At 49.6% G+C, this 18,714-nt stretch carries 15 protein-coding genes and 1 tRNA gene; 7 read left to right on the forward strand and 9 right to left on the reverse strand.

The features are described 5' to 3' along the window. Positions 1-356: 356 nt before the first annotated feature. Together HMPREF2955_RS06615 and HMPREF2955_RS06620 are read right to left on the reverse strand one after the other, a co-directional pair. Positions 357-1,952: a leucine-rich repeat domain-containing protein gene (locus HMPREF2955_RS06615; protein WP_070722042.1), complete on the reverse strand. Its 1,596-nt coding sequence runs from the start codon at positions 1,950-1,952 to the stop codon at positions 357-359. Positions 1,953-2,059: 107 nt separating this feature from the next. Then, positions 2,060-3,496, reverse strand: a complete 1,437-nt coding sequence (locus HMPREF2955_RS06620) for a leucine-rich repeat domain-containing protein (RefSeq protein ID WP_070722044.1) — start codon at positions 3,494-3,496, stop codon at positions 2,060-2,062. Between the two features lie 448 nt (positions 3,497-3,944). On the opposite strand from HMPREF2955_RS06620, the gene HMPREF2955_RS06625 reads away from it, so the two are divergent. Then, positions 3,945-4,229, forward strand: coding sequence for a hypothetical protein (locus HMPREF2955_RS06625; protein WP_070722106.1), 285 nt, complete (start codon positions 3,945-3,947; stop codon positions 4,227-4,229). A gap of 111 nt (positions 4,230-4,340) precedes the next feature. Here HMPREF2955_RS06625 and HMPREF2955_RS06630 read toward each other — a convergent pair whose 3' ends face one another. The 4 genes from HMPREF2955_RS06630 to HMPREF2955_RS06650 form a co-directional block, all read right to left on the reverse strand. Further along, a complete protein-coding gene (locus tag HMPREF2955_RS06630; protein WP_070722046.1) occupies positions 4,341-5,042 on the reverse strand; it encodes a nucleotidyl transferase AbiEii/AbiGii toxin family protein in 702 nt (233 codons plus the stop codon). Beyond that, positions 5,039-5,371 carry a hypothetical protein gene (locus HMPREF2955_RS06635; protein WP_070722048.1) on the reverse strand — a complete coding sequence of 111 codons (333 nt, stop codon included), beginning with the start codon at positions 5,369-5,371 and terminating at the stop codon, positions 5,039-5,041. Before HMPREF2955_RS06635 ends, HMPREF2955_RS06630 begins: the two co-directional genes overlap by 4 nt. Positions 5,372-5,676: 305 nt before the next feature. Next, positions 5,677-6,045, reverse strand: coding sequence for a 50S ribosomal protein L19 (gene rplS, locus HMPREF2955_RS06640; RefSeq protein ID WP_019187423.1), 369 nt, complete (start codon positions 6,043-6,045; stop codon positions 5,677-5,679). 211 nt (positions 6,046-6,256) lie between these two features. Further along, a tRNA-Met gene (locus tag HMPREF2955_RS06650) sits at positions 6,257-6,330 on the reverse strand. Between the two features lie 227 nt (positions 6,331-6,557). Between HMPREF2955_RS06650 and HMPREF2955_RS06660 the strand changes: the two genes are divergently transcribed. From HMPREF2955_RS06660 to HMPREF2955_RS06690, 6 genes are all read left to right on the forward strand, one after another. Continuing rightward, positions 6,558-6,956, forward strand: a complete 399-nt coding sequence (locus tag HMPREF2955_RS06660) for an START-like domain-containing protein (protein WP_009231746.1) — start codon at positions 6,558-6,560, stop codon at positions 6,954-6,956. Positions 6,957-7,518: 562 nt separating this feature from the next. Then, positions 7,519-8,283 carry a 5'-nucleotidase C-terminal domain-containing protein gene (locus tag HMPREF2955_RS06670; protein WP_070722054.1) on the forward strand — a complete coding sequence of 255 codons (765 nt, stop codon included), beginning with the start codon at positions 7,519-7,521 and terminating at the stop codon, positions 8,281-8,283. Positions 8,284-8,422: 139 nt separating this feature from the next. Beyond that, entirely contained in the window at positions 8,423-9,259 is an 837-nt protein-coding gene (locus HMPREF2955_RS06675) for a bifunctional metallophosphatase/5'-nucleotidase (protein ID WP_070722056.1), read from the forward strand. Between the two features lie 68 nt (positions 9,260-9,327). After that, the gene (locus HMPREF2955_RS06680; RefSeq protein ID WP_070722058.1) at positions 9,328-10,074 is read left to right on the forward strand and encodes a type IX secretion/gliding motility protein PorT/SprT; all 747 of its coding nucleotides are present in this window, start codon (positions 9,328-9,330) and stop codon (positions 10,072-10,074) included. 541 nt (positions 10,075-10,615) lie between these two features. Then, positions 10,616-10,783: a DUF362 domain-containing protein gene (locus tag HMPREF2955_RS06685; protein ID WP_009231741.1), complete on the forward strand. Its 168-nt coding sequence runs from the start codon at positions 10,616-10,618 to the stop codon at positions 10,781-10,783. A 619-nt stretch (positions 10,784-11,402) separates the two neighbouring features. Further along, positions 11,403-13,913: a TonB-dependent receptor gene (locus HMPREF2955_RS06690; protein WP_246830085.1), complete on the forward strand. Its 2,511-nt coding sequence runs from the start codon at positions 11,403-11,405 to the stop codon at positions 13,911-13,913. Positions 13,914-14,131: 218 nt separating this feature from the next. Here HMPREF2955_RS06690 and HMPREF2955_RS06695 read toward each other — a convergent pair whose 3' ends face one another. From HMPREF2955_RS06695 to HMPREF2955_RS06705, 3 genes are all read right to left on the reverse strand, one after another. Next, positions 14,132-14,719 (reverse strand): TlpA family protein disulfide reductase, encoded by a 588-nt coding sequence (locus HMPREF2955_RS06695; protein WP_070722108.1) that lies wholly within the window; start codon positions 14,717-14,719, stop codon positions 14,132-14,134. A gap of 165 nt (positions 14,720-14,884) precedes the next feature. Next, entirely contained in the window at positions 14,885-15,937 is a 1,053-nt protein-coding gene (locus HMPREF2955_RS06700; RefSeq protein WP_070722062.1) for a DUF4831 family protein, read from the reverse strand. Between the two features lie 437 nt (positions 15,938-16,374). After that, complete coding sequence (locus HMPREF2955_RS06705; protein WP_070722064.1) at positions 16,375-17,889, reverse strand: bifunctional ADP-dependent NAD(P)H-hydrate dehydratase/NAD(P)H-hydrate epimerase; 1,515 nt, start codon at positions 17,887-17,889, stop codon at positions 16,375-16,377. Positions 17,890-18,714 lie beyond the last annotated feature (825 nt).

Here is an 18,714-nt window from a genome sequence, read left to right on the forward strand (position 1 = left end):
AAATGGTGCAGCAATTAGCCAACAGCGATTGGAGCTCGAAAACCATTTACTTTCAGCAATAAATGCGCAACGTTGCCATGCGCTTAAACCCAACAAACACACAAACAGCTTATGACGGCCTGCTTACGGCGCATCAAACGCCGACAAGATGCAGACTATCACAAGCTGTTTGTCCAATCAAGTTGGTATCTTTATGGTTGCCAAGGTTGGGGCTGCCTAAATCCAACCCACCCGGCTAAGGGCAGGCAAGCCCAAAGCCACACAAGCGCGTAAGCTTAAAGTAAGCACAAGCCCATCAACAAAGGCTTTAAAGGCGCATCAACCCCACGGTCCATGCCAACTCATAACACGCAATCTCACTTCACCAGCACTTTCTTCGTCGTGCCATCGCTCATCCGTATGATGTTCACGCCGCGTTGTGGGGCGTAAATGCGCACGCCTTGTAGGTCGTAACGAGCAGCCTCAACGGCATCGGCAGCAGGCACAGCAGGCGCATTAATGCCTGTAACCACCGCTTTCAGGTCGTCTTCTACGCCGTTGAAAATAAAGCTGGTCCAATCTTTCGACTTCTCGTAAGCCTTCTTTTGGCCTTTAACCACATGCAGATTGATAGAGCTAGAAAAGTCGGCAAAGGCATCTTGGTGGCAAGCGGGCGGGTTAAGGGCATATACATTGAGCGTTGTTTCCAAAGAGTTGTATGCCACAAACTTTTCGCCAATATACGTTATGGTAGAGGGGAGCGTGATGGTGGCGAGCCTATAGCAGGCAGCAAACATGCCATCGCCTATGCGCTGAACGCCTTCGGGGATGGTAGCCTCCTCTATCTTACAGAAATAGAAGCAGCTGTCGCCAATCTCGCGCACCGTTGAAGGGATGTTAACTTGGCATCCTGTGAAGGTAAACGCCCACTTGCCTATCTTTGTCAGCCCTTCGGGTAGCACCACCTCGTTCAGTCTGGCCTTCTTCTTTTCGGCCTTGTCGTTGATAAGCTTATAGGCATTGCCGCCGCCACACTCTTGGAAAGCGCCCGTTGCCAACTCCTTAACAGTGGCGGGAACGGTGTACTTGTTGCCCCGTTTAGACGTGGGATAGCAGATGAGCAGGGTTGCGCCCTTATCAAACAGCACGCCATTTGTGGACACAAATTGTGCATTGCCTTCGGCAACGTTGATGCTTTCGAGTGCGTAGGTGGAGGCAAAAGCATCCTCGCCAACGAAAGTTACAGCTTTTGGAAGGGTGATGGCACTGATGTATTTTGCCCCACCAAAGGCCAAACTACCCACACGCTGAACCACTTCGGGCACTTGCACCTCGCCTGTGCCTTTCTTAAAGCACTGCAACAGCGTGTTGTCGGCGTTGCGGATAAGCAGGCTATCCACAAGGTCGAAGTTGTTGTTGGTGGCAGGCACGCTCACCTCGGTAAGACTTTTAAGGTGGGCAAAAGCCCCTTCGCCAATCTTTTCTACCGATGCAGGCAGGTTTACGCGGCGTATGTTCGTGCCTACAAAGGCACATTGGCCAATGCTTTTCAGGCCTTCGGGCAGGTCGGCCTTGCAAAGCGAATTGGTGTAGGCAAAGGCATACGCCCCCACTTCTTTAAGTGTGGTGGGGAAATATACGTGGGTTACGTAAGTAAACCCCTGCAACCAATGCGCCGGAATGCGCTCCACCTGTGCCTCTTGCAGGTTGATGCTGTGCAAATCATCCAACAAACTGGGCTGGGCAAGCTTGGCGATGAAACGCATGTCGGCATCGTTTAGCGGTCCGATAACGCGTAATCCCTGATGCTTGTCGGGGTTGGCCTCGGCAAAAGCCTGCTCCAACGTGCCCGCTTTGGTTACTTGCAAGGTGGTTTGGTTAAAGTAAGGATCCTTGTCGCTGTCCTTTCCTTTTTGCGCCATTACGTTCAACGTGCAGGCGATGCAAAACAATTGCAGTATAAATTTTCTCATAAGGTGTAAATATTTAGGTGTGATATGTTATGCAGTTATCATGACAAGGTAAGCGAAAGGGGCCTGAGCGGCATGCGATGTTGCCGTTCAAGCCCCTCTATGAGCCTTTATTTCACAAATGCCTTTCGTTGGCTTTTGGCCTTATGGTCGGTGAGCGAAGCCCAAGTTTCGTTTTCGTGGTAAGGCTTTTTGTCGCCGTTTGGCACTTCCAGCTTGGGGTTCGTGCCAATGTTTGCGAATGCTTCTGCGTGACACCTAGGCGGTGTTGTGGCATGTATCTCGATGGTTTTCAGTCCGTCGGAGAGGTCGAACACGCCTCGCCCTACATATTCAAGGCTGGCAGGCAGCACCACCTTGCGCAGCGAATAGCAAGCGTAGAAGGTACAATCTTCCAGTCGGCTAATGCCTTCGGGCAGCACGGCCTCTTCGATGTCGGTATAATAAAAGCAGTTGTAGCCGATGGCCCTCACCGTTGAAGGGATGTTTACGTGCTGAACGCCGGCGAAAAGGAAGGCCTCGTGGCCGATAATTTCAAGTCCTTCGGGCAAAACCACGGTCTTTAAGCGCAGTTCGGCCTTATCTTTTGCGGCCGCATGCGTGTTTTGTCCGCCCGCCTCTTGAAACGCGCCAGCTGCCAATTTCTTCACCGTTGCAGGCACTTCGTACCTGTTTCCGCTGCGCGATGCGGGGTAGGCGATAAGCTTTGTGCGGTCTTTATTAAAGAGGACGCCCTCTGCCGACGAGGAATAGCGTGGGTTATCGGCCGCCACCTCTATGCGGACAAGGCCGTATGTGGAGGCGAAAGCATCGTGGCCGATGCGCGTTACCGATGCGGGAATGTTCACCTGCGTAACCTCTTGCGCCTTGCTAAAAGCCAATGCGCCGATGGCCTGCGTGCCTTGGGGAACGTCGACCAGGCCTTTGCGGTAGTTGAAACATTGCAGCAGGGTGTTCGTATCCTTGTCGAAGAGCAGCCCTTGGCGCACTTCGTAGCGTGCGTTGCCCTCGGCAATGTGCAGTTGGGTTAGCTCTTTCATGCCGGCCAATGCGCCTTCGCCGATGTGTTTGATGCCTGCGGGCAGGCTAAGCGTGCGTAAGTGCAGGTTGGCAAAAGCCTGTTCGCCGATGCTTTCCAGGCTTTGGGGCAACTCGATGCTTAGCAGGGCGTTGCAATTGGCAAAGGCGAAGTCGCCAACGGCTTTCAGTTGGGTGGGGAAATAAAAGTGGGTGAGAAACACCAAGCCTTCGAACGCATGGTCGGGAAGGCGTTCGATGAGGGCATCGTGCAAGTTGATGCTGTGCAGACTGTCGAGTTCGTTGCCCGCCGAAAGCTTGGCCATGAAGGCGATGTCGGCCGCATTGATGGGACCCACCACGCGGATGCCCGTCATATCTTTGGGGTTAAGGGCGTGGAAGAGGTCTTCAAGGGTACCCGGTTCCTCGATGTTGATGGTTAAGGCGTTGAAAAACGTGTCGTTATCCTGTCGGTAGCCAAACGTTTGTTCGTCGTTCGTGTTTGGCGTTTGGGATATGTTTTGTGTCATGTCGCTTTTGTTTTTAAATGAAATGTTTTTGTGTTGCGGCTGCCTCGTGCGCGCCTAAGGCATTGCGTTGATTGGCCTTCGTGCCTGCATTTGCGGGGCAGAAAAGTTTAAAACGCGCAGAAGACGTTTGACGAAAGGCAAGCCTTATTACTTGTTTGCAGCTGCAAAAATACAATTTCTTACCATTTTGGGCAATACCTAAAAGATGGTATTTATACCTTGTCTAAAATAAAAACGCGGTGTGCAACGGCCGCAAAAATGGCGAGAAAGAGAAGTAAATGAACAGCGGGGTGTATGCCAACGCACCACCCTACCGAAACATTCGGAAATATTTTCGGAGGAAACAGGCTCATGATGATGTATAATTTGCAACCTTTTTTATATCTTTGCAACGATAGAAACGAAATGGTTGGCAACTGCATGCCAACCCGATAATGGCATTAAGATAATGAAACAGGATTTAATGGCATTGGTGAAAGCCGTAGAAAAGAAATTAGGACAGAGCATAACGATGGCAACCGACTTCGAGAAATTGGCGTTGGCGTTTGCTCGGCAGCACGTTATGTTGCAGCCCACATCGCTGAAACGACTGTGGGCACACCTTTCGGGAGCCGAGAAACCTTCGGCAGAAGTGCTGGATAAGGTGGCGTTGTTTGTGGGTTTCCAAAGCTGGAAGGCCTTCAAAGATGCGCTGCACGGCGACGACGACGGACAAACCAATTACGAGGTGTAGGCTTTTTTGTGCGCGTTTGGTGCCATGTGTGGGCAACAAAAGCCGCTTAACAAACCCCTCTCCCACGGAGAGCGGGGAGCGACGGCTGTCGAAGTGGCAACGCATCATTCCCTAACTGGTCTGGCTATCTAACTCTCCCACGGCTGCAGTACTCGCGCCTTTGTCGCGCATCTTCTTTATTTCTTCCGTTATACACGCTTGTATATCTGCAGCAGTAACATCGTAGATTGGGGCCAGCTGCTTAAACTGGCCTTCCTTACGAAACCTTTCGCCATTGCTCAAAATGGCAAGTAGGTTTTTCTCTTTAAGCATATAACCCGAATGCGATATGGCCATGGCAACCATTTCTCTTAAATCCGCCCCTGCTTTAAGTATCGAATAGAGGTCGTAATAGTCTCTAAATCTACTGCGCCTTGACATCGTTTCCATCTTCATTGCTCCAATAGAAACAACATCTGCCACCTTCAAATTGTTCTGAATCGTGATTTCGCGCATTGCAGAGAGTTTCTTTCTGGGTGCAGCATAGAAAGACAACTTTACGCCATCAACAGTAAAAAGCGCATGATCAAAACCTAAAATGTCTACATGTTCCACCTTTCCAATCGTTTCAAGTCCGCGCTTTATTCCTGGCCAATCTATTTCTAGCCTGTCGTTTTTGTCGGCTTTCCATCTCATAAAGTCAAGGTCTTCACTTAGGCGTGTGCCCAATTGAAGAGACAAGGCGGTTCCACCCACTAACACAAAGGGCTTTATACACTCCAATTTTGAAACAGAACTGAATATCTTAGATACATTCGGTGCCAATCCTTTCATGTCGAAATCTTATTTAATTGCCTTGTCGCCATCGCCTTTACGTATGCGCCAGGTCTCTTGGCATTGAAATAATAGAAAGCTAAAAACTTGTTGAGCGTGTAGAGATAGCTGCCTTGCGGGATGAGATTTCTAACCCAACAGGCCTTAATTTGCTTGTAGGGGTAAATCAGAAAAAGCTTGTTAATGTCTTTGAGGTCAAGGTGCAGCAGCACCAATTCTATCAAGAACTCGTCCGTGATGTTGTTGATAGAACTGGAATCGTAAGACCAAAAGCAATGTTCTTGCTTCAGTTTCTTCAATAATTGCCGCTTTATCTCTGCTTTTTGCATACTACACAACGATGTTTACCCACTTGCAAATATACGCAAAACAAATGTTACGAACAAATTAAGCGGTAAGCAAATCAACTATAACCGTGCAACAAAGGAACTGTACATACCAAACCTCGTATGTACGGGCACGCATGCCGACTTGTTTTAACAGCTCTTCTTATGAAATAACGTAAACCGAAAAGCACCTTTCCCCTACCCTTTCAGCCCCACAAAAACGTTATTGGCGGCGTTTGCAGCCCCACATAAAAAATCAAAAGCCCGACATTTACATGCCGGGCCTTTGCCATAACTAGTTGTTCTTTTTATTGTTGAGGAGCAACAGCGCCGCTTCTCTTCTCCTTGATACGAGCCTTCTTGCCCGTGAGTGCGCGGAGATAGTACAGTTTTGCGCGACGAACCTTACCACGCTTGTTCACCTCGATGCTGTCGATGTTAGGCGACTCGATGGGGAAGATACGCTCTACACCCACCGTTCCCGACATCTTACGAACAGTGAAACGTTTCTTGTCTCCGTGACCAGAGATGCGGATAACAACACCGCGGTAAAGCTGGATACGTTCTTTCGTACCCTCGATAATTTTGTAAGCGACAGTAATCGTGTCTCCCGACTTAAATTCGGGGAACTTTTTGCCGGTTGCAAATGCTTCTTCAGCAACTTTAATCAAATCCATTTTGCTTGATATTTAAATTGTTTATCGCCCAACGTAACATAGCTAGGTAACTCTTCTTCCTGCCAGCGATTACGCCGAAAAGCGGTGCAAAGGTACTGCTTTTATCGTTCTTGGCCAAATGATTGGCACGAAAAGTGAACTTGCGCAGCACAACATAGCCGCAAAAAAACAAGTCAGGCAAGCGACATTAGCCGTTTGCCTGACTGCTTTGTAGCGGGACCCAGGATTGAACTGGGGACCTCATGATTATGAATCATGCGCTCTAACCAGCTGAGCTATCCCGCCAACGTTTGCTTGTTTGCGGGTGCAAAGGTAAGATAAAAATACGAAACGAGCAAAAAAAAATGTGTTTTTTCGGGCGAATACCGTAAAAAAGTGGTATTTTTGTACACGATATGAAATAAAGCAGGGGGTCGGCGAGGCACCCGTGCCACCTCTCCAACGTAGGCCCAAGGGGCAAAAGGAGGGCAAGCATACATTATATTTAATAGCAAACCACTATCTGTATTGTTATGGACAAGCAAAGACTGTGCATCGAGCACGAGCTAACATCTAACTCGACAGCAATCATCTGGGACCTTATCAGCACCGATTCGGGGCTGGCGCGATGGATGGCAGACAGCGTAACGCAAGAGGGAGAACGACTAACCTTCGTGTGGGGCGAACTATGGAGCCACCACGAAGTGCGAACGGCCACCATTGTTGAGAAGGTTAAGAACCAATACATCAAGGTAAGTTGGGACGACGAAGAGGGGCCCGACAACTTTTTTGAACTGCGAATGGACAAGAGTCACATCACCAACGACTACATGCTGACCATTACCGACTTTGCTTGGGATGATGAAATGGACAGCCTCCACTCCATTTGGACAGACAATTTGGCCAGGCTGCGCAACACCTGCGGCATCTAACAAAAGCCTTAAACCATGTTGCGAGCGAGGGGTTAGCCACTTTTCTCGGTGGTGGCATCAGCCTGTCGGCCAGACTTTCTTGCGCACTATCGCGCGCCAGTTAACCTTTTTAACCATTATGACACGTACCCGCTTCCTCTAACTTTTTATACCATAAGGCATACCATTTACAAGCTTTTCTGCGCATCCGCCCGTTGTTGCTGCGCGTCGTTCTCCATCGTTTAAACTGCGTTTAGGGGCGTACGGTTCGCGTTTCGGTGCAAAACCTTGCACAGCAGCGAGCTGTTGGCCATTGGTTTTATCGCCGAACACCATCGGCGAGAGAGCACTCACTGCGCCCATTTCGCTTGCCACACCACGGCAAATACACCATTTTTTTCGTACCTAGGCACAAGAAAATGGCGACACACAACCACGTGCTTGCCAAAAAATGCGTACCTTTGCGATGCGGTCTATGCCTTTTTGCGGTTCAGACAACGGCCTTCAACGAGCCGACATGGGGCAAGGACGCACCCTCAAACAATGGTTTTAACATCATAATCACCTATTATTATACTAAGAAATGAACAGGAGAAAAGTTTTTCTTTCGCTTCTAATAACGGCCGCTACGTTGTGCGGATGTGGCGCACGCTATGCCGTTACGGGCATAGAGCGCAGCAGAGTGCTGATAGACAAACGCTACGATGCCGCCAACGATGCCGAATTGCAGGCCTTCACCGCACCCTATAAGCAACAAGTAGACAGTTTGGTGGCACCCATTGTGGGGCGCGCGGGCTGTAACATGTCGGCAGGAAGGCCCGAAAGCACATTATCCAACCTCATGACCGACATTCTTGTCTGGGCCGGACAACGCTATGGCGAGCAGCCACAGTTTGGCGTTTACAACGTTGGCGGTCTGCGCGCGGCCATCGTCGAAGGAGACGTTACGCGCGGCGACATCATCAACGTGGCTCCTTTCGAAAACAAGGTGTGTTTCATTACACTTACCGGCGAACAAGTGCAACGGCTGTTCGAACAGATAGCCAAACGCGGCGGAGAAGGCGTAAGCCACAGCGTGAGACTGGTTATCGACAAGAACCGACAACTGAAACGCGCCACCATAGACGGCAAACCCATCGACCCCAAAGCGCAATATCGCGTGGTGACCAACGATTATGTGGTGCAAGGCAACGACGGCATGCCTGCCTTTAAGGAAGGAACGCAGCTTGTTGCGCCCCAATCGGAGGAAAACAACGTGCGCTATGTGATGATGGATTACTTTCGCGAGCAAATGAAAGCGGGCAAAACCGTGTGCGGAAAACGCGAGGGAAGAATAACAATTGAATAGCTTGTGCGTGCGAAAGGCGCTTAGTCCATGAGTTTTACCGCATCCAACCCTGGAACGTGAAAAGAACAATTTCGCTAAACAATGGGGTTATACCACAACAAACGAACAGCCCACAACCTCAAAATAAACGACACAAAAGATGAAGAAATACCTGTTAATGGCCGTAACTTGCATGGCCTTGCTTACAGCACAAGCACAGAAACAGCTGGTTATACTACACACCAACGACACGCATAGCTGCATCATGCCTTTGAGCGAACACCTGGCCGACACAGCCATCGCCGGGCGCGGAGGTTTTCTTAGGCGCGTGGAAATGATAAAGCAAGAACGACAAAAGCATCCCGACTTGCTGTATTTCGACAGCGGCGACTTCTCGCAAGGGTCGCCCTACTACTCCATGTTTAAGGGCGATGTTGAGATAGAGCTGATGAACCGCATGGGCTGCGACGCCAGTACGGTGGGCAATCACGAGTTCGACTTCGGCATGGAGAACATGGCGCGCATCTTCAAAAAGGCGAAATTCCCCATCCTTTGCGCCAACTACGACTTCACCGGCACGCCTCTCGAAGGCGTAGTTAAGCCATATACCATCATCCATCGCAATGGTTTAAAGATTGGTGTGTTCGGTATAGACCCCAAGTTGGAGGGGCTTGTGCTCACTAAGATGTACAAAACGGTGAAGTACCTAGACCCTGCCGCCACGGCATTGAAGGTGGCAACGATGCTAAAAAAGAAGATGAAATGCGACGTGGTGATTTGCATTTCGCACCTAGGTTGGGGCATTGGGGGCGACGACGACCAGAAGATGATAGCAGGTTCGCGCCATATCGACTTGGTTTTGGGTGGTCATTCGCACACGTTCTTCGAGAAACTACGCTATGCCAACGACCTCGACGGCAAGCCCGTGCCCGATGACCAGAACGGGAAAAACGCCGTATATGTGGGCAAAATCGTGCTCACAGTGGGAAAGAAGTAAGCGCGGAGCAGGGCGCAAAGTAAAATGCCACACAATAACCGCCCACCTTTTGCGTTTACATATAACGTATGAAACAACTTATATACCTTATTATATATATGTGTTTGTTGCCCATCACTACGAGGGCACAACAACGGCGCGTGGAGAACAGGCCCTACACCGACCTGCGCCCATTTCATTTTGGTGTGGTAGTGGGTGTCCACATGCAGGATGTGGAGTTGTTTAACGCTGGTCCACAGACGCTAACGTTAGACGGCGGACAGGTTATTGAGACCAACATCGCCGCCGAACAAGACCGCTATGACCCTGGTTTCGTGGTGGGCGTAACGGGCGAACTACGCCTTAACCGACACTTCCAGCTGCGCGCCGTGCCTGCAATGTACTTCGGGAATAGGCATCTGGTGTTTAAAAATCAAGGGCAAACGGATGCCGACGGCCAACCCATCATACACCGGCAAGACATGAAAACGGCCTATATCTCTACGGCTTTCAACCTTATTTTTGCCGCGCCACGGTTCAACAACCATCGTCCGTACCTGGTGGCAGGCATTAATCCCATGCTCAATCTCAGCGGAAGTGATACCGACATCTTGCGATTTAAACGCCACGATGTGTTTGCCGAGGTGGGTATTGGTTGCGATTTCTACCTGCCTTACTTTAAACTTCGCCCCGAATTGAAGTTTATGTTCAGTCTTATCGACTGCTTGGATGCTAAGCATGTCGACCGACTTCGCGACAAAAATCTTGTGTCTTATGCTCGTTCCACATCGCGCGCAACCAGTAAAATGATTGCACTATCGTTTTATTTTGAATGAAGTAGACAGGTGGACGAGTGAACAAGTAGGCAAGTTAACGAGATGACCAGTTAACAAGTTAACAAAAAGACAAGCTAACGAGTTGACGAAAAGACAAGCTAACAAGTTGACGAGAAGACGAGTTAACGAGCAGACAAGGTGACAAGTTAACAAGTAGACGAGTGGACAAGCTGGTAGGCGCAGCCATTTTTTCACCCTTTCACCCTTTCACTTTTTCACCTTTAATAAGTCTTTTCACCCTTTCACCTTTTCACCTTTAAAACGCCTCTCCACTTGTTCTTAATCAACAAAATTTAGGTATTGAGCAAAAAAACGCTCATTATTTGTAGGTATATAGCAAAACATTTACTAACTTTGCATCATCAAAAGTTAGTATAGTGCGCAATAAAAAAAGCGCAACTACAAGAAAACGCTTTTGCTAAAACCAAAGGAACAACACCAAGATTGCTTGTACCTGAGGCCACTACGGCGCACGAAACGCAACTTTTGAGCAACACGAAGAGAACATATTATACAAAAACATTTAAACAAGAACATTATTATGGCTTACGTTATTAGCGACGATTGTATCGCTTGCGGCACCTGTTTGCCCGAATGCCCCGTTGAAGCAATCTCTGAGGGCGACATTTATAAGATTGATGCAGACGCCTGCACCGAGTGTGGCACATGCGCTAGTGTATGTCCCAGCGAGGCTATCAGCCTGCCCTAAGGAACATTTTAAGATTACCGAGGAGGCCAATAAACAAGGTTTAGATGGACAACGGCTTGCACATCTAGGTGCAAACAGCCCCTGGCCATCAATAAGCTAACCTTGCTTATTGGCCTCTTTTTTATGCCTTTCCCGTTAGGTTCGCCGCCAACGGCCCGGCGAAAGAGCGGCTCAGCCAACCAAATCATCAACCTGCCAACCTATCTTCTCGTCAACTTGTTAACTTGTCCACCCGCCAACCAGCCTACTTGTCCACCCGTTAACTCGTCAACTTGTCCCCTCGCCAATCTATCTTCTCGTCAACTTGTTAACTTGTACACCCGTCAACCAGCCAACTTGTCCACCCGTTAACTCGTCAACTTATCCCCTCGTCCACTTGCCTTCTTGTTAACTTGTCCCCTCGTCAACTAATCCCCTTGCCCTCTCGTTAACCCATAAAAGCCTAGACACATGGGCTGAACAGCCTGTAATGAGCAAAGAGCTGCCGAACTTTTTTCCACACACGTGTCCTTCTTCTTCGTCCACCGCCCTACAAATTACCTAATAATAAGTATTGTGAAAAATCTGCAAAGTTCCTACTTTTGCAGCCGAAAAAAGGACAACAACCAACAACAACAATATGATATGTATCTCACATTGCAAGCACCTGCTGCTTGCATCAATGATTATTTGTGCAGCATCAACGGCTTACGCCCAGACAGACGCCAACGCGAACGACGTGGAGACAAAGCATCCGATGGAGCTTAGCGGACACGTTACGGGCAAGCAAGGCGAACCACTGATAGGCGTGGTCGTGCAAGTAAAAGGCACCAACACCCGTACCATAACCGACGAGCAGGGCGCATACACGCTTTCCGCGCCACAAGGGGCGCACATTACACTTACTTTCCATTATATTGGATGCAAACCCGCCGAACGACAAGTAGACCTTTCGCAAAACTACAAGCAAGATGTTCAGCTGAACGAGGCCACCGAAATGCTCCAAGGCGTTGAGGTGGTGGGGCGCAACGAGCGGTCGTACAAGAACACGCTATCGTTCGTTGGCACCAAAACGGCCACGCCCATAAAGGATGTTCCACAATCCATTGGCTACGTAACTAAGGAACTCGTGCTAGATCAAGGTGCCACAACGGTTAACGACGTGGTAAAAAACATCAGCGGCGTTAACCAATATAGCTTCTACAACGATTTCTCCATACGCGGCTTTCGCACCACAGGAAACCGCAACTCAGGAAACCTCATCAATGGCATGCGCGCCCAAACAAGCCTGTGGAAACAGCAATCTCTGGCAAATATCGAGCGTGTTGAGGTTATAAAAGGCCCTGCATCGGCGCTCTTCGGCAACGCATCGCCCGGCGGAGTAGTCAACAGGGTTACGAAAAAGCCGCTCTCTGAGAACCGCAGGCAGGTAAGTACCACCGTGGGAAGCTACTCTACGTTTAATGTTTACAGCGATTTCACCGGGCCGCTCGACCGAAAAGCAACCCTTCTCTATCGCCTAAACCTGGGTTATGAAAACACCGACTCGTATCGCGACTTGCAAGGAGGGCAGAACTTCATTGCGGCGCCGTCCTTTTCGTACGTTCCCAACAGCCGCACACAACTCAATGTCGATGTTTTCTTCCAACAATACAACGGCAAGATAGACCGCGGACAAAGTATTTTCGGCGATGGCGACCTCTACTCGGTGCCCATCTCGCGCTCGTTGTCGGCGGCCAACGACTACTTGAAAGAACGGCTGGTGAACATTACGCTCGGACTGTCTCACAAGCTTTCCAATCACGTTTCGTTCAACAGCACATACCTCAACTCTTCGTACGACGAAGACATGCAAGAGCACAATCAGGCCAACGCCTATGTGCTGAACGCCGACAGCACCCAGAACAACAGCCGCGTAATGATGCAGGCGATGGTAAGGAAACGCCATTTTCGCAACAACAGCTTCAACAACTATCTGAACATCGACTTCAATACGGGCCGTGTGCGCCACACAGTGCTGGTGGGATGGGACTATTTCCAAACCGACTTGCTGGCCGGGACATCGTCGATGACTGCCAAGGGCTACCTTTTAAAGAACGGAAAGACGACAACACGGTTCGACAAACGAAAGATAAACAATTATGTTCTCGATGCCGACGGCAACCCAAAGACCAACGTTCCCTACTTCGACCTCAACTCCACAACGGGAAATGGCATGAAAGACATCAGCAAGTACGTGTTTACCACCGACCCCATCAACCCCTATCGACAATACTCGCACGGCATTTACGTACAAGAACAGCTTAAATACGGCAGGCTTCAGCTGCTGTTGGGCCTAAGGCAAGAGTTCTTTACCGACATCCTTAACAGGCGATTGGCCGACGAAAGCCGCTCCACCCAACACGCACTGATACCGCGCGTTGGCGCAGTTGTGGCCCTCAACAAGGCCATTAACGTGTACGGAACGTGGGTTAAGGGTTTCGAACCGCAGGCTGCCAGCATCCAAAGCGACCCGAATACGGGTGGCCCGTTCTCGCCAGAGCAGTCGCAGCTGCTCGAGATGGGCATCAAGAGCGATTGGTTCGACCGCAGGCTTAGCCTCACAGCGGCACTCTTTCACCTCACCAAGAACAACACCTTATATAATGCCGGCGATGCTGGCAACCCCAACCTGCTGATGCAAGTGGGCGAAGAAGTGGCCAAGGGCGTGGAAGTTGATGTTGCAGGCGAGATATTGCCGAACTGGAGTGTGGTGGCAAACTACGCTTATACAGATGCAAAGATAACCAAAACGGCAACGGATAAGGAGCGCGACTTTGGCACTCAACGGCCCAACACGCCGCGACACGCCGCCAACGTATGGACAAAATACATCCTTCGGCATGGTGCATTGCGCAATCTTGGTTTCGGCATCGGCGTAAATGCCAATAGCGAACGTTACGGACAAGTGGGCAAACGCGCCAACACCATCGTTTATCCAGGCTATGCCATACTGAACGCGGCCTTGTATTATCGGGTGAGAAGTATGCAACTACAACTAAATGCCGACAACTTGCTGAACAAGACCTATTGGGTTGGCGGTTACGATAAGCTACGTTCGTTCCCTGGTGCTCCTTTGTTTATAAAGGCAACAGCCACTTACAGGTTTTAAAGAGCTTGGTGCAATTAACGAATTTGGCCAACAACATCGGTTTAACCGACGTTGTTGGCCAAATTCGTTTCATTGCTTAAAGCTCATAAAACATGGGCTAAAACAAGCCATGCCAGTCCAACCACATGTATTACGACCGCTTTTGTTAAGCCTATTTCGGCAGACCGGCAAGGCCTACACAACAGACGTAACTTATATTACGACCGTTTCTTCAAACCTTATTTCAGCAGTTCGCTAAGGCGGCCCAGCAGTTCGTCGCCGCGCAAGTCCCTGCCAACAATCTCGCCTTTTTGGTTGATAAGCACACATGCAGGTATGCCTTGCACCTGATAAAGACGTGCGGCAGAACACTCCCAACCTTTCAGGTCGCTGGCTTGAATCCAACCCAAGCCCATATCTTTCACGGCGTTTTCCCAGTCTTCTTTCTTTTCGTCGAGCGAAACGCCCACTATTTCAAGACCCTTTCCGCGAAACTTAGAATAAGCTTGCACCACATGGGGCATCTCCATGCGACATGGTCCGCACCACGAAGCCCAAAAGTCTACCATCGTTATCTTGTTCTTAGCCACCACATCCGACAGTTTCACCTGCTTACCATCAAGCGTGGGCAACGTAAAATCGGCATATTGTCCCCCTTCGGCAGGGGCTGTTTGGGCGCCATCACCAGCACTAGCCGTATCAGCAGTCTGCTCGGTTGTCTGCGCTGCGGCAGAGTCTTGGTTGTTGCAGTCTTGTTTTTTGCAAGTACACGAGGCAAAGGTAAAGGCTATCGCCAATACCCATGCAGAAAGGATTGTTTTCTTCATATAGTTGTTTTGTTTTAAAAAAGCTTGTGCGCGTTTGCCGCAAAGTTTTAGACACAAAGCCAAACATTGGACAAATGCGCACAATATCGTGTTAGTTGTTTTTGCCGACCACAAGCTTGTTAAGCCGTTTTCGGCAGGTTTACGCGCAAAGCTTGCTGCCTGGCATCACTTCACGCTTTCAGTCTTTACGCTCTCTATTGCGCCTGTTACAGGACTAAACACAATCTGCGTAAGCTGTTTCTTACCGAAAAGTTCGCCGCTAAGCGGTTCGGTTTTGCCAAACTGAGCCATGTAAAGTTCGATAACGGCCCGCATGTTGTTCTCTTGTGCCACAGAGATTTTCACCTTACCAGGCAGATTTACATACACGCCCGCATTGTCTTTCACCTTTCCGCGGTCGATAGACGCCTGCATAGTGGGTATCGAATGCAGGTCTTCTACACTTATATAATAAGGTTTTCCGCCCAAATCATCCTTATCGGCCATACCATAATGGCGCGAAAAGCGGAACAGCACCTCGCGTTCTACGGCCTTTGTAGGCACGAAGTTGATAACGGTTTCGGTGGTATCTTTAACCGTTGTGCCAGCAAACACTTGCAGCAGTGCACGTTCTTGCAGGTCTAGGTTGTTAAGCATCAGCCGCAACTGTTCGCCATCTTTGGGCATGGCATCTGCTTGTCCGCGCGAAAGTTGGTTTCGGCTGTCGCGTATGTCGTATATTTCCTTGGCTATCAGCTCGGCCATCTTAGCCGACGAGCCAGCCGAAAGAATTTCTTGATTCATGAAATCCTTGGGGTTAAGCTGGCGTTTAGCCCGTGCTGGCACAAAGTTTTTGGGCTGTTTGGGTTCAGGCGGCGTGGTGTTGATAGCCAGCAACAGGCCATTATCGGCCAACTTTACGTCGCTAATGCTGTGTTTCTTGTCCATAGCCGCCACGTAATGCTTGGTAGAGTCGGGCGTGCCAAAGTCGGTAATGTTGATGCCAACCACGCGATACGCGGTGGATTTCTCCATCGGCGTGTTCAAAAGCTTCATGTATTTTTCGCCATACATGGCCAGTTCGCCTGGCGTATAGGTGGTTTTCTCCACCATAACGGCTAGTCTTATTCCTGTTTTGGGCAAGAAATAAGGGATGCCCTCTGCTTGTGCATTGCCTTGTGCAAAGCCAGAAATGGCGGCAAATGCCAAGGCTGCAATGGTAACGAATAGCTGTTTCATATCTATTGTTGATTTTATTATATAATAAAAAGCCTCACCATCACCCCCTCTCCAAAGGGCGAGTGGAATGAGATACTTTATTGTGGTATCGCAGTTGACCTGTTGACACGTTTATTAGTTTATCAGGAACGCAGCCTAGGCCAACAAACCCCTTGGTTTAAGCCTTGCCCACACCCACGAACCTACGCCTTAAATGCGTTAAAAGTTCACAAGCATTTGGCCTTATTCCTTTATTTTTCTACTTCCTTACTGTCCTTCAATTAACGACTTACTGCTTAAAAGCCTGCCGCTTACAACATTCTACCTACTACTTTACGACTTTACTACCTACTCCTTACTCCTTTACTACTTTTACTACCTACTACTGACTACTTACTCCTTACTACCGACCACTTACTACTTACTACTTTACTCCTTACTACCCTAGAAACTTAAAACTAAGCCAGAAATTCGAACGCTTGGGGCAGGTAACTCACAATGTCGCCTGCCATCAGACTTTCTTTTCCCAGTTGTTTTGCAGCCAAGTCGCCAGCCAGTCCGTGCAGGTACATCCCCACGATGCAAGCATCTTCGCGGTTATACCCCCGCGCCAACAGTCCTGTTATGATGCCCGTCAGCACATCGCCGCTGCCGGCAGTGGCCATCCCGGCGTTGCCCGTGGGGTTGAAATACACCTTTCCTGCGGGCAAGCAAAGCGCAGAATAGTGTCCTTTAAGCAAGATATAGGCTTGTAGGTGTTGAGCCAAGTCGAGTGCTTTCGACAGTCGGTCGTAGTCGCCTTCGCTCCCACCGTTGCCCAACCTGTCGAACTCGCCAACGTGAGGTGTCAGTATCAAGTTCTGTGGCAGCTGTTGCATCCACGCCTTATGCGAGGCCAGTATGTTCAGCGCATCGGCATCAATCACCATCGGGCATTGCGTACGTCGTATCTGCGAGATAAGCGCAATGGCCGTATCTTCGTGTTGTCCCAGCCCGGGACCCATCCCCACGGCATCATAATGCTCGGTGTCGAGGGGTTCGGTGAAGAAATAATCTTCTTTACCAGCACTTAAAATGGCCTCGGGCAGAGATATTTGCATCACGTCGTAGTTACGTCGAGGGGTGCAGATGGTTAGTTTTCCCACCCCCGAACGCATACAAGCACGCCCGGCCAGCACCGCTGCTCCGGCCATGCCGTAGCTTCCGGCCACGATAAGTGCATGCCCCATTAGGCCCTTATTAACGAAATCGCCGCGTTTAAGCATTCGGCTGCGCACGTCGGCCTCCTCCAACACCTTGTATTTGGCATCTGTGCGTGCGATGTACTCCGGACTAAGCCTAATGTCCAGCACGCGCAAACGACCTATAAACTGCTGGTTGTCTTCGAAAAGCATGGCCAACTTCTTCTGTTGCAACGTCAGTGTGAGGTTCGCTTTCACGATGTGCGACTTCACATTGTGCGTATTGTCCTCGGTCATCAGCCCCGAAGGCAGGTCGATGCTCACCACCTTGGCAGGCGATTGGTTGATGTATTTCACCAAAGAGGCAAAGCCGCCGGTAAGTGTCTTGTTCAGTCCAGCACCGAAAAGTCCGTCAATCACCACCGTTTCGGCCGTCAGTTCAGGCGGGTCGAAGTCCACCACAACCTCCGTAAAGGCCTTGATGCGCTTACAATCCATCACCCTTTGCTTGTTCGTGGCGCAGTCGTCAGACAGTTTACCGTTAACGTTGAAGAGAAACACCGCCACCTTATAGCCAGCCTCGGCCATCAAACGGGCCACAGCCAGCGCATCGCCGCCGTTGTTTCCTGGGCCAGCAAACACCACGAACGGCGTTCTGTTGTCCCATTCTTCCCGCAAGACGCGCACAATGGCCTTGGCCGCACGTTCCATCAGGTCGATGCTTGCCACGGGCTCGTTTTCAATCGTAAACTTGTCTAGCTCCTTTATCTGAGTGCCAGTGAATATCTTCATAATGTGCAAAAATACAAATTAAATTACTTTTCACTAGCAAAAGCACCTAACATTTACATATTATTATGTTCTTTGTGCCGAAATGCTAACAAAATGCACCATAAAGATGCTTTATGGCAGGTACGGCGACAGGCTTTGCCACCCCTCAATCAGCCCTCTTACAACAGCTTTAAACTTTTTTCTGATGAACGATTTAGGCCAAACGCATTGTTAATGTTTTACAAATCCGCCATCATTCAGCACAAAGCGGCCTTACCTATTAAGATGTCCATAGATAGGGAGGGGCTTGTTGCCTGGTGATGCAAAACCAAGAAAAGCACCCCTCATCGATGCACGAAACACCCGGACTAAGATACGTTTAAGTCTGAAATCTTGTCCCATTCGGCTATGTCAAAACATAGTTGTGCATCAAAAGGCCACCTGGCGGAAGGCATTCCATACATCCTTTACAAGCCGTAAACTGCCTGTCGATGGCAGATTACTGCTGCATTTGCCTGATGCCGCCTGCGTTAGCTGTGCTCTGCATACCATGCAACCGCTTGCACCGAGAGGTAGCAAGCACACTTGCTCCCTGTTCTGTTGCTCATGTGCGCTTACATGGCACAGCCACCTTTGTCTAGTTTTCGGCAAGAAATTTAACACAAAAAGTGCCCTTTTCGTCAACCAACTGCCCACCTTTGTCGCAAAAAATCGATTCTCGCGGAGGTTTGTCTTGATGCGAAAAGGGGCTGGTTGTACATGTTGGCAAGATGAATATTTATTTAAGGAGACCGCCATTTACACCAGTTTTTAGGCCATTTGTTGCCAAATGTGGTGCAATATGCC

The sequence above is a fragment of the Prevotella sp. HMSC073D09 genome (genome assembly GCF_001814145.1).
Classification (GTDB): Bacteria; Bacteroidota; Bacteroidia; order Bacteroidales; family Bacteroidaceae; genus Prevotella; species Prevotella conceptionensis.

Excerpts from the sequence above, each read along its gene's own strand:
- HMPREF2955_RS06670 (WP_070722054.1), top strand. The coding sequence starts at position 7,519 with ATGAACAGGAGAAAAGTTTTTCTTTCGCTTCTAATAACGGCCGCTACG.
- HMPREF2955_RS06700 (WP_070722062.1), bottom strand. The coding sequence starts at position 15,937 with ATGAAACAGCTATTCGTTACCATTGCAGCCTTGGCATTTGCCGCCATT.
- HMPREF2955_RS06615 (WP_070722042.1), bottom strand. The coding sequence starts at position 1,952 with ATGAGAAAATTTATACTGCAATTGTTTTGCATCGCCTGCACGTTGAAC.
- HMPREF2955_RS06685 (WP_009231741.1), top strand. The coding sequence starts at position 10,616 with ATGGCTTACGTTATTAGCGACGATTGTATCGCTTGCGGCACCTGTTTG.
- HMPREF2955_RS06680 (WP_070722058.1), top strand. The coding sequence starts at position 9,328 with ATGAAACAACTTATATACCTTATTATATATATGTGTTTGTTGCCCATC.
- HMPREF2955_RS06675 (WP_070722056.1), top strand. The coding sequence starts at position 8,423 with ATGAAGAAATACCTGTTAATGGCCGTAACTTGCATGGCCTTGCTTACA.
- HMPREF2955_RS06695 (WP_070722108.1), bottom strand. The coding sequence starts at position 14,719 with ATGAAGAAAACAATCCTTTCTGCATGGGTATTGGCGATAGCCTTTACC.
- HMPREF2955_RS06660 (WP_009231746.1), top strand. The coding sequence starts at position 6,558 with ATGGACAAGCAAAGACTGTGCATCGAGCACGAGCTAACATCTAACTCG.
- HMPREF2955_RS06630 (WP_070722046.1), bottom strand. The coding sequence starts at position 5,042 with ATGAAAGGATTGGCACCGAATGTATCTAAGATATTCAGTTCTGTTTCA.
- HMPREF2955_RS06705 (WP_070722064.1), bottom strand. The coding sequence starts at position 17,889 with ATGAAGATATTCACTGGCACTCAGATAAAGGAGCTAGACAAGTTTACG.
- rplS (WP_019187423.1), bottom strand. The coding sequence starts at position 6,045 with ATGGATTTGATTAAAGTTGCTGAAGAAGCATTTGCAACCGGCAAAAAG.
- HMPREF2955_RS06620 (WP_070722044.1), bottom strand. The coding sequence starts at position 3,496 with ATGACACAAAACATATCCCAAACGCCAAACACGAACGACGAACAAACG.
- HMPREF2955_RS06690 (WP_246830085.1), top strand. The coding sequence starts at position 11,403 with ATGATATGTATCTCACATTGCAAGCACCTGCTGCTTGCATCAATGATT.
- HMPREF2955_RS06625 (WP_070722106.1), top strand. The coding sequence starts at position 3,945 with ATGAAACAGGATTTAATGGCATTGGTGAAAGCCGTAGAAAAGAAATTA.
- HMPREF2955_RS06635 (WP_070722048.1), bottom strand. The coding sequence starts at position 5,371 with ATGCAAAAAGCAGAGATAAAGCGGCAATTATTGAAGAAACTGAAGCAA.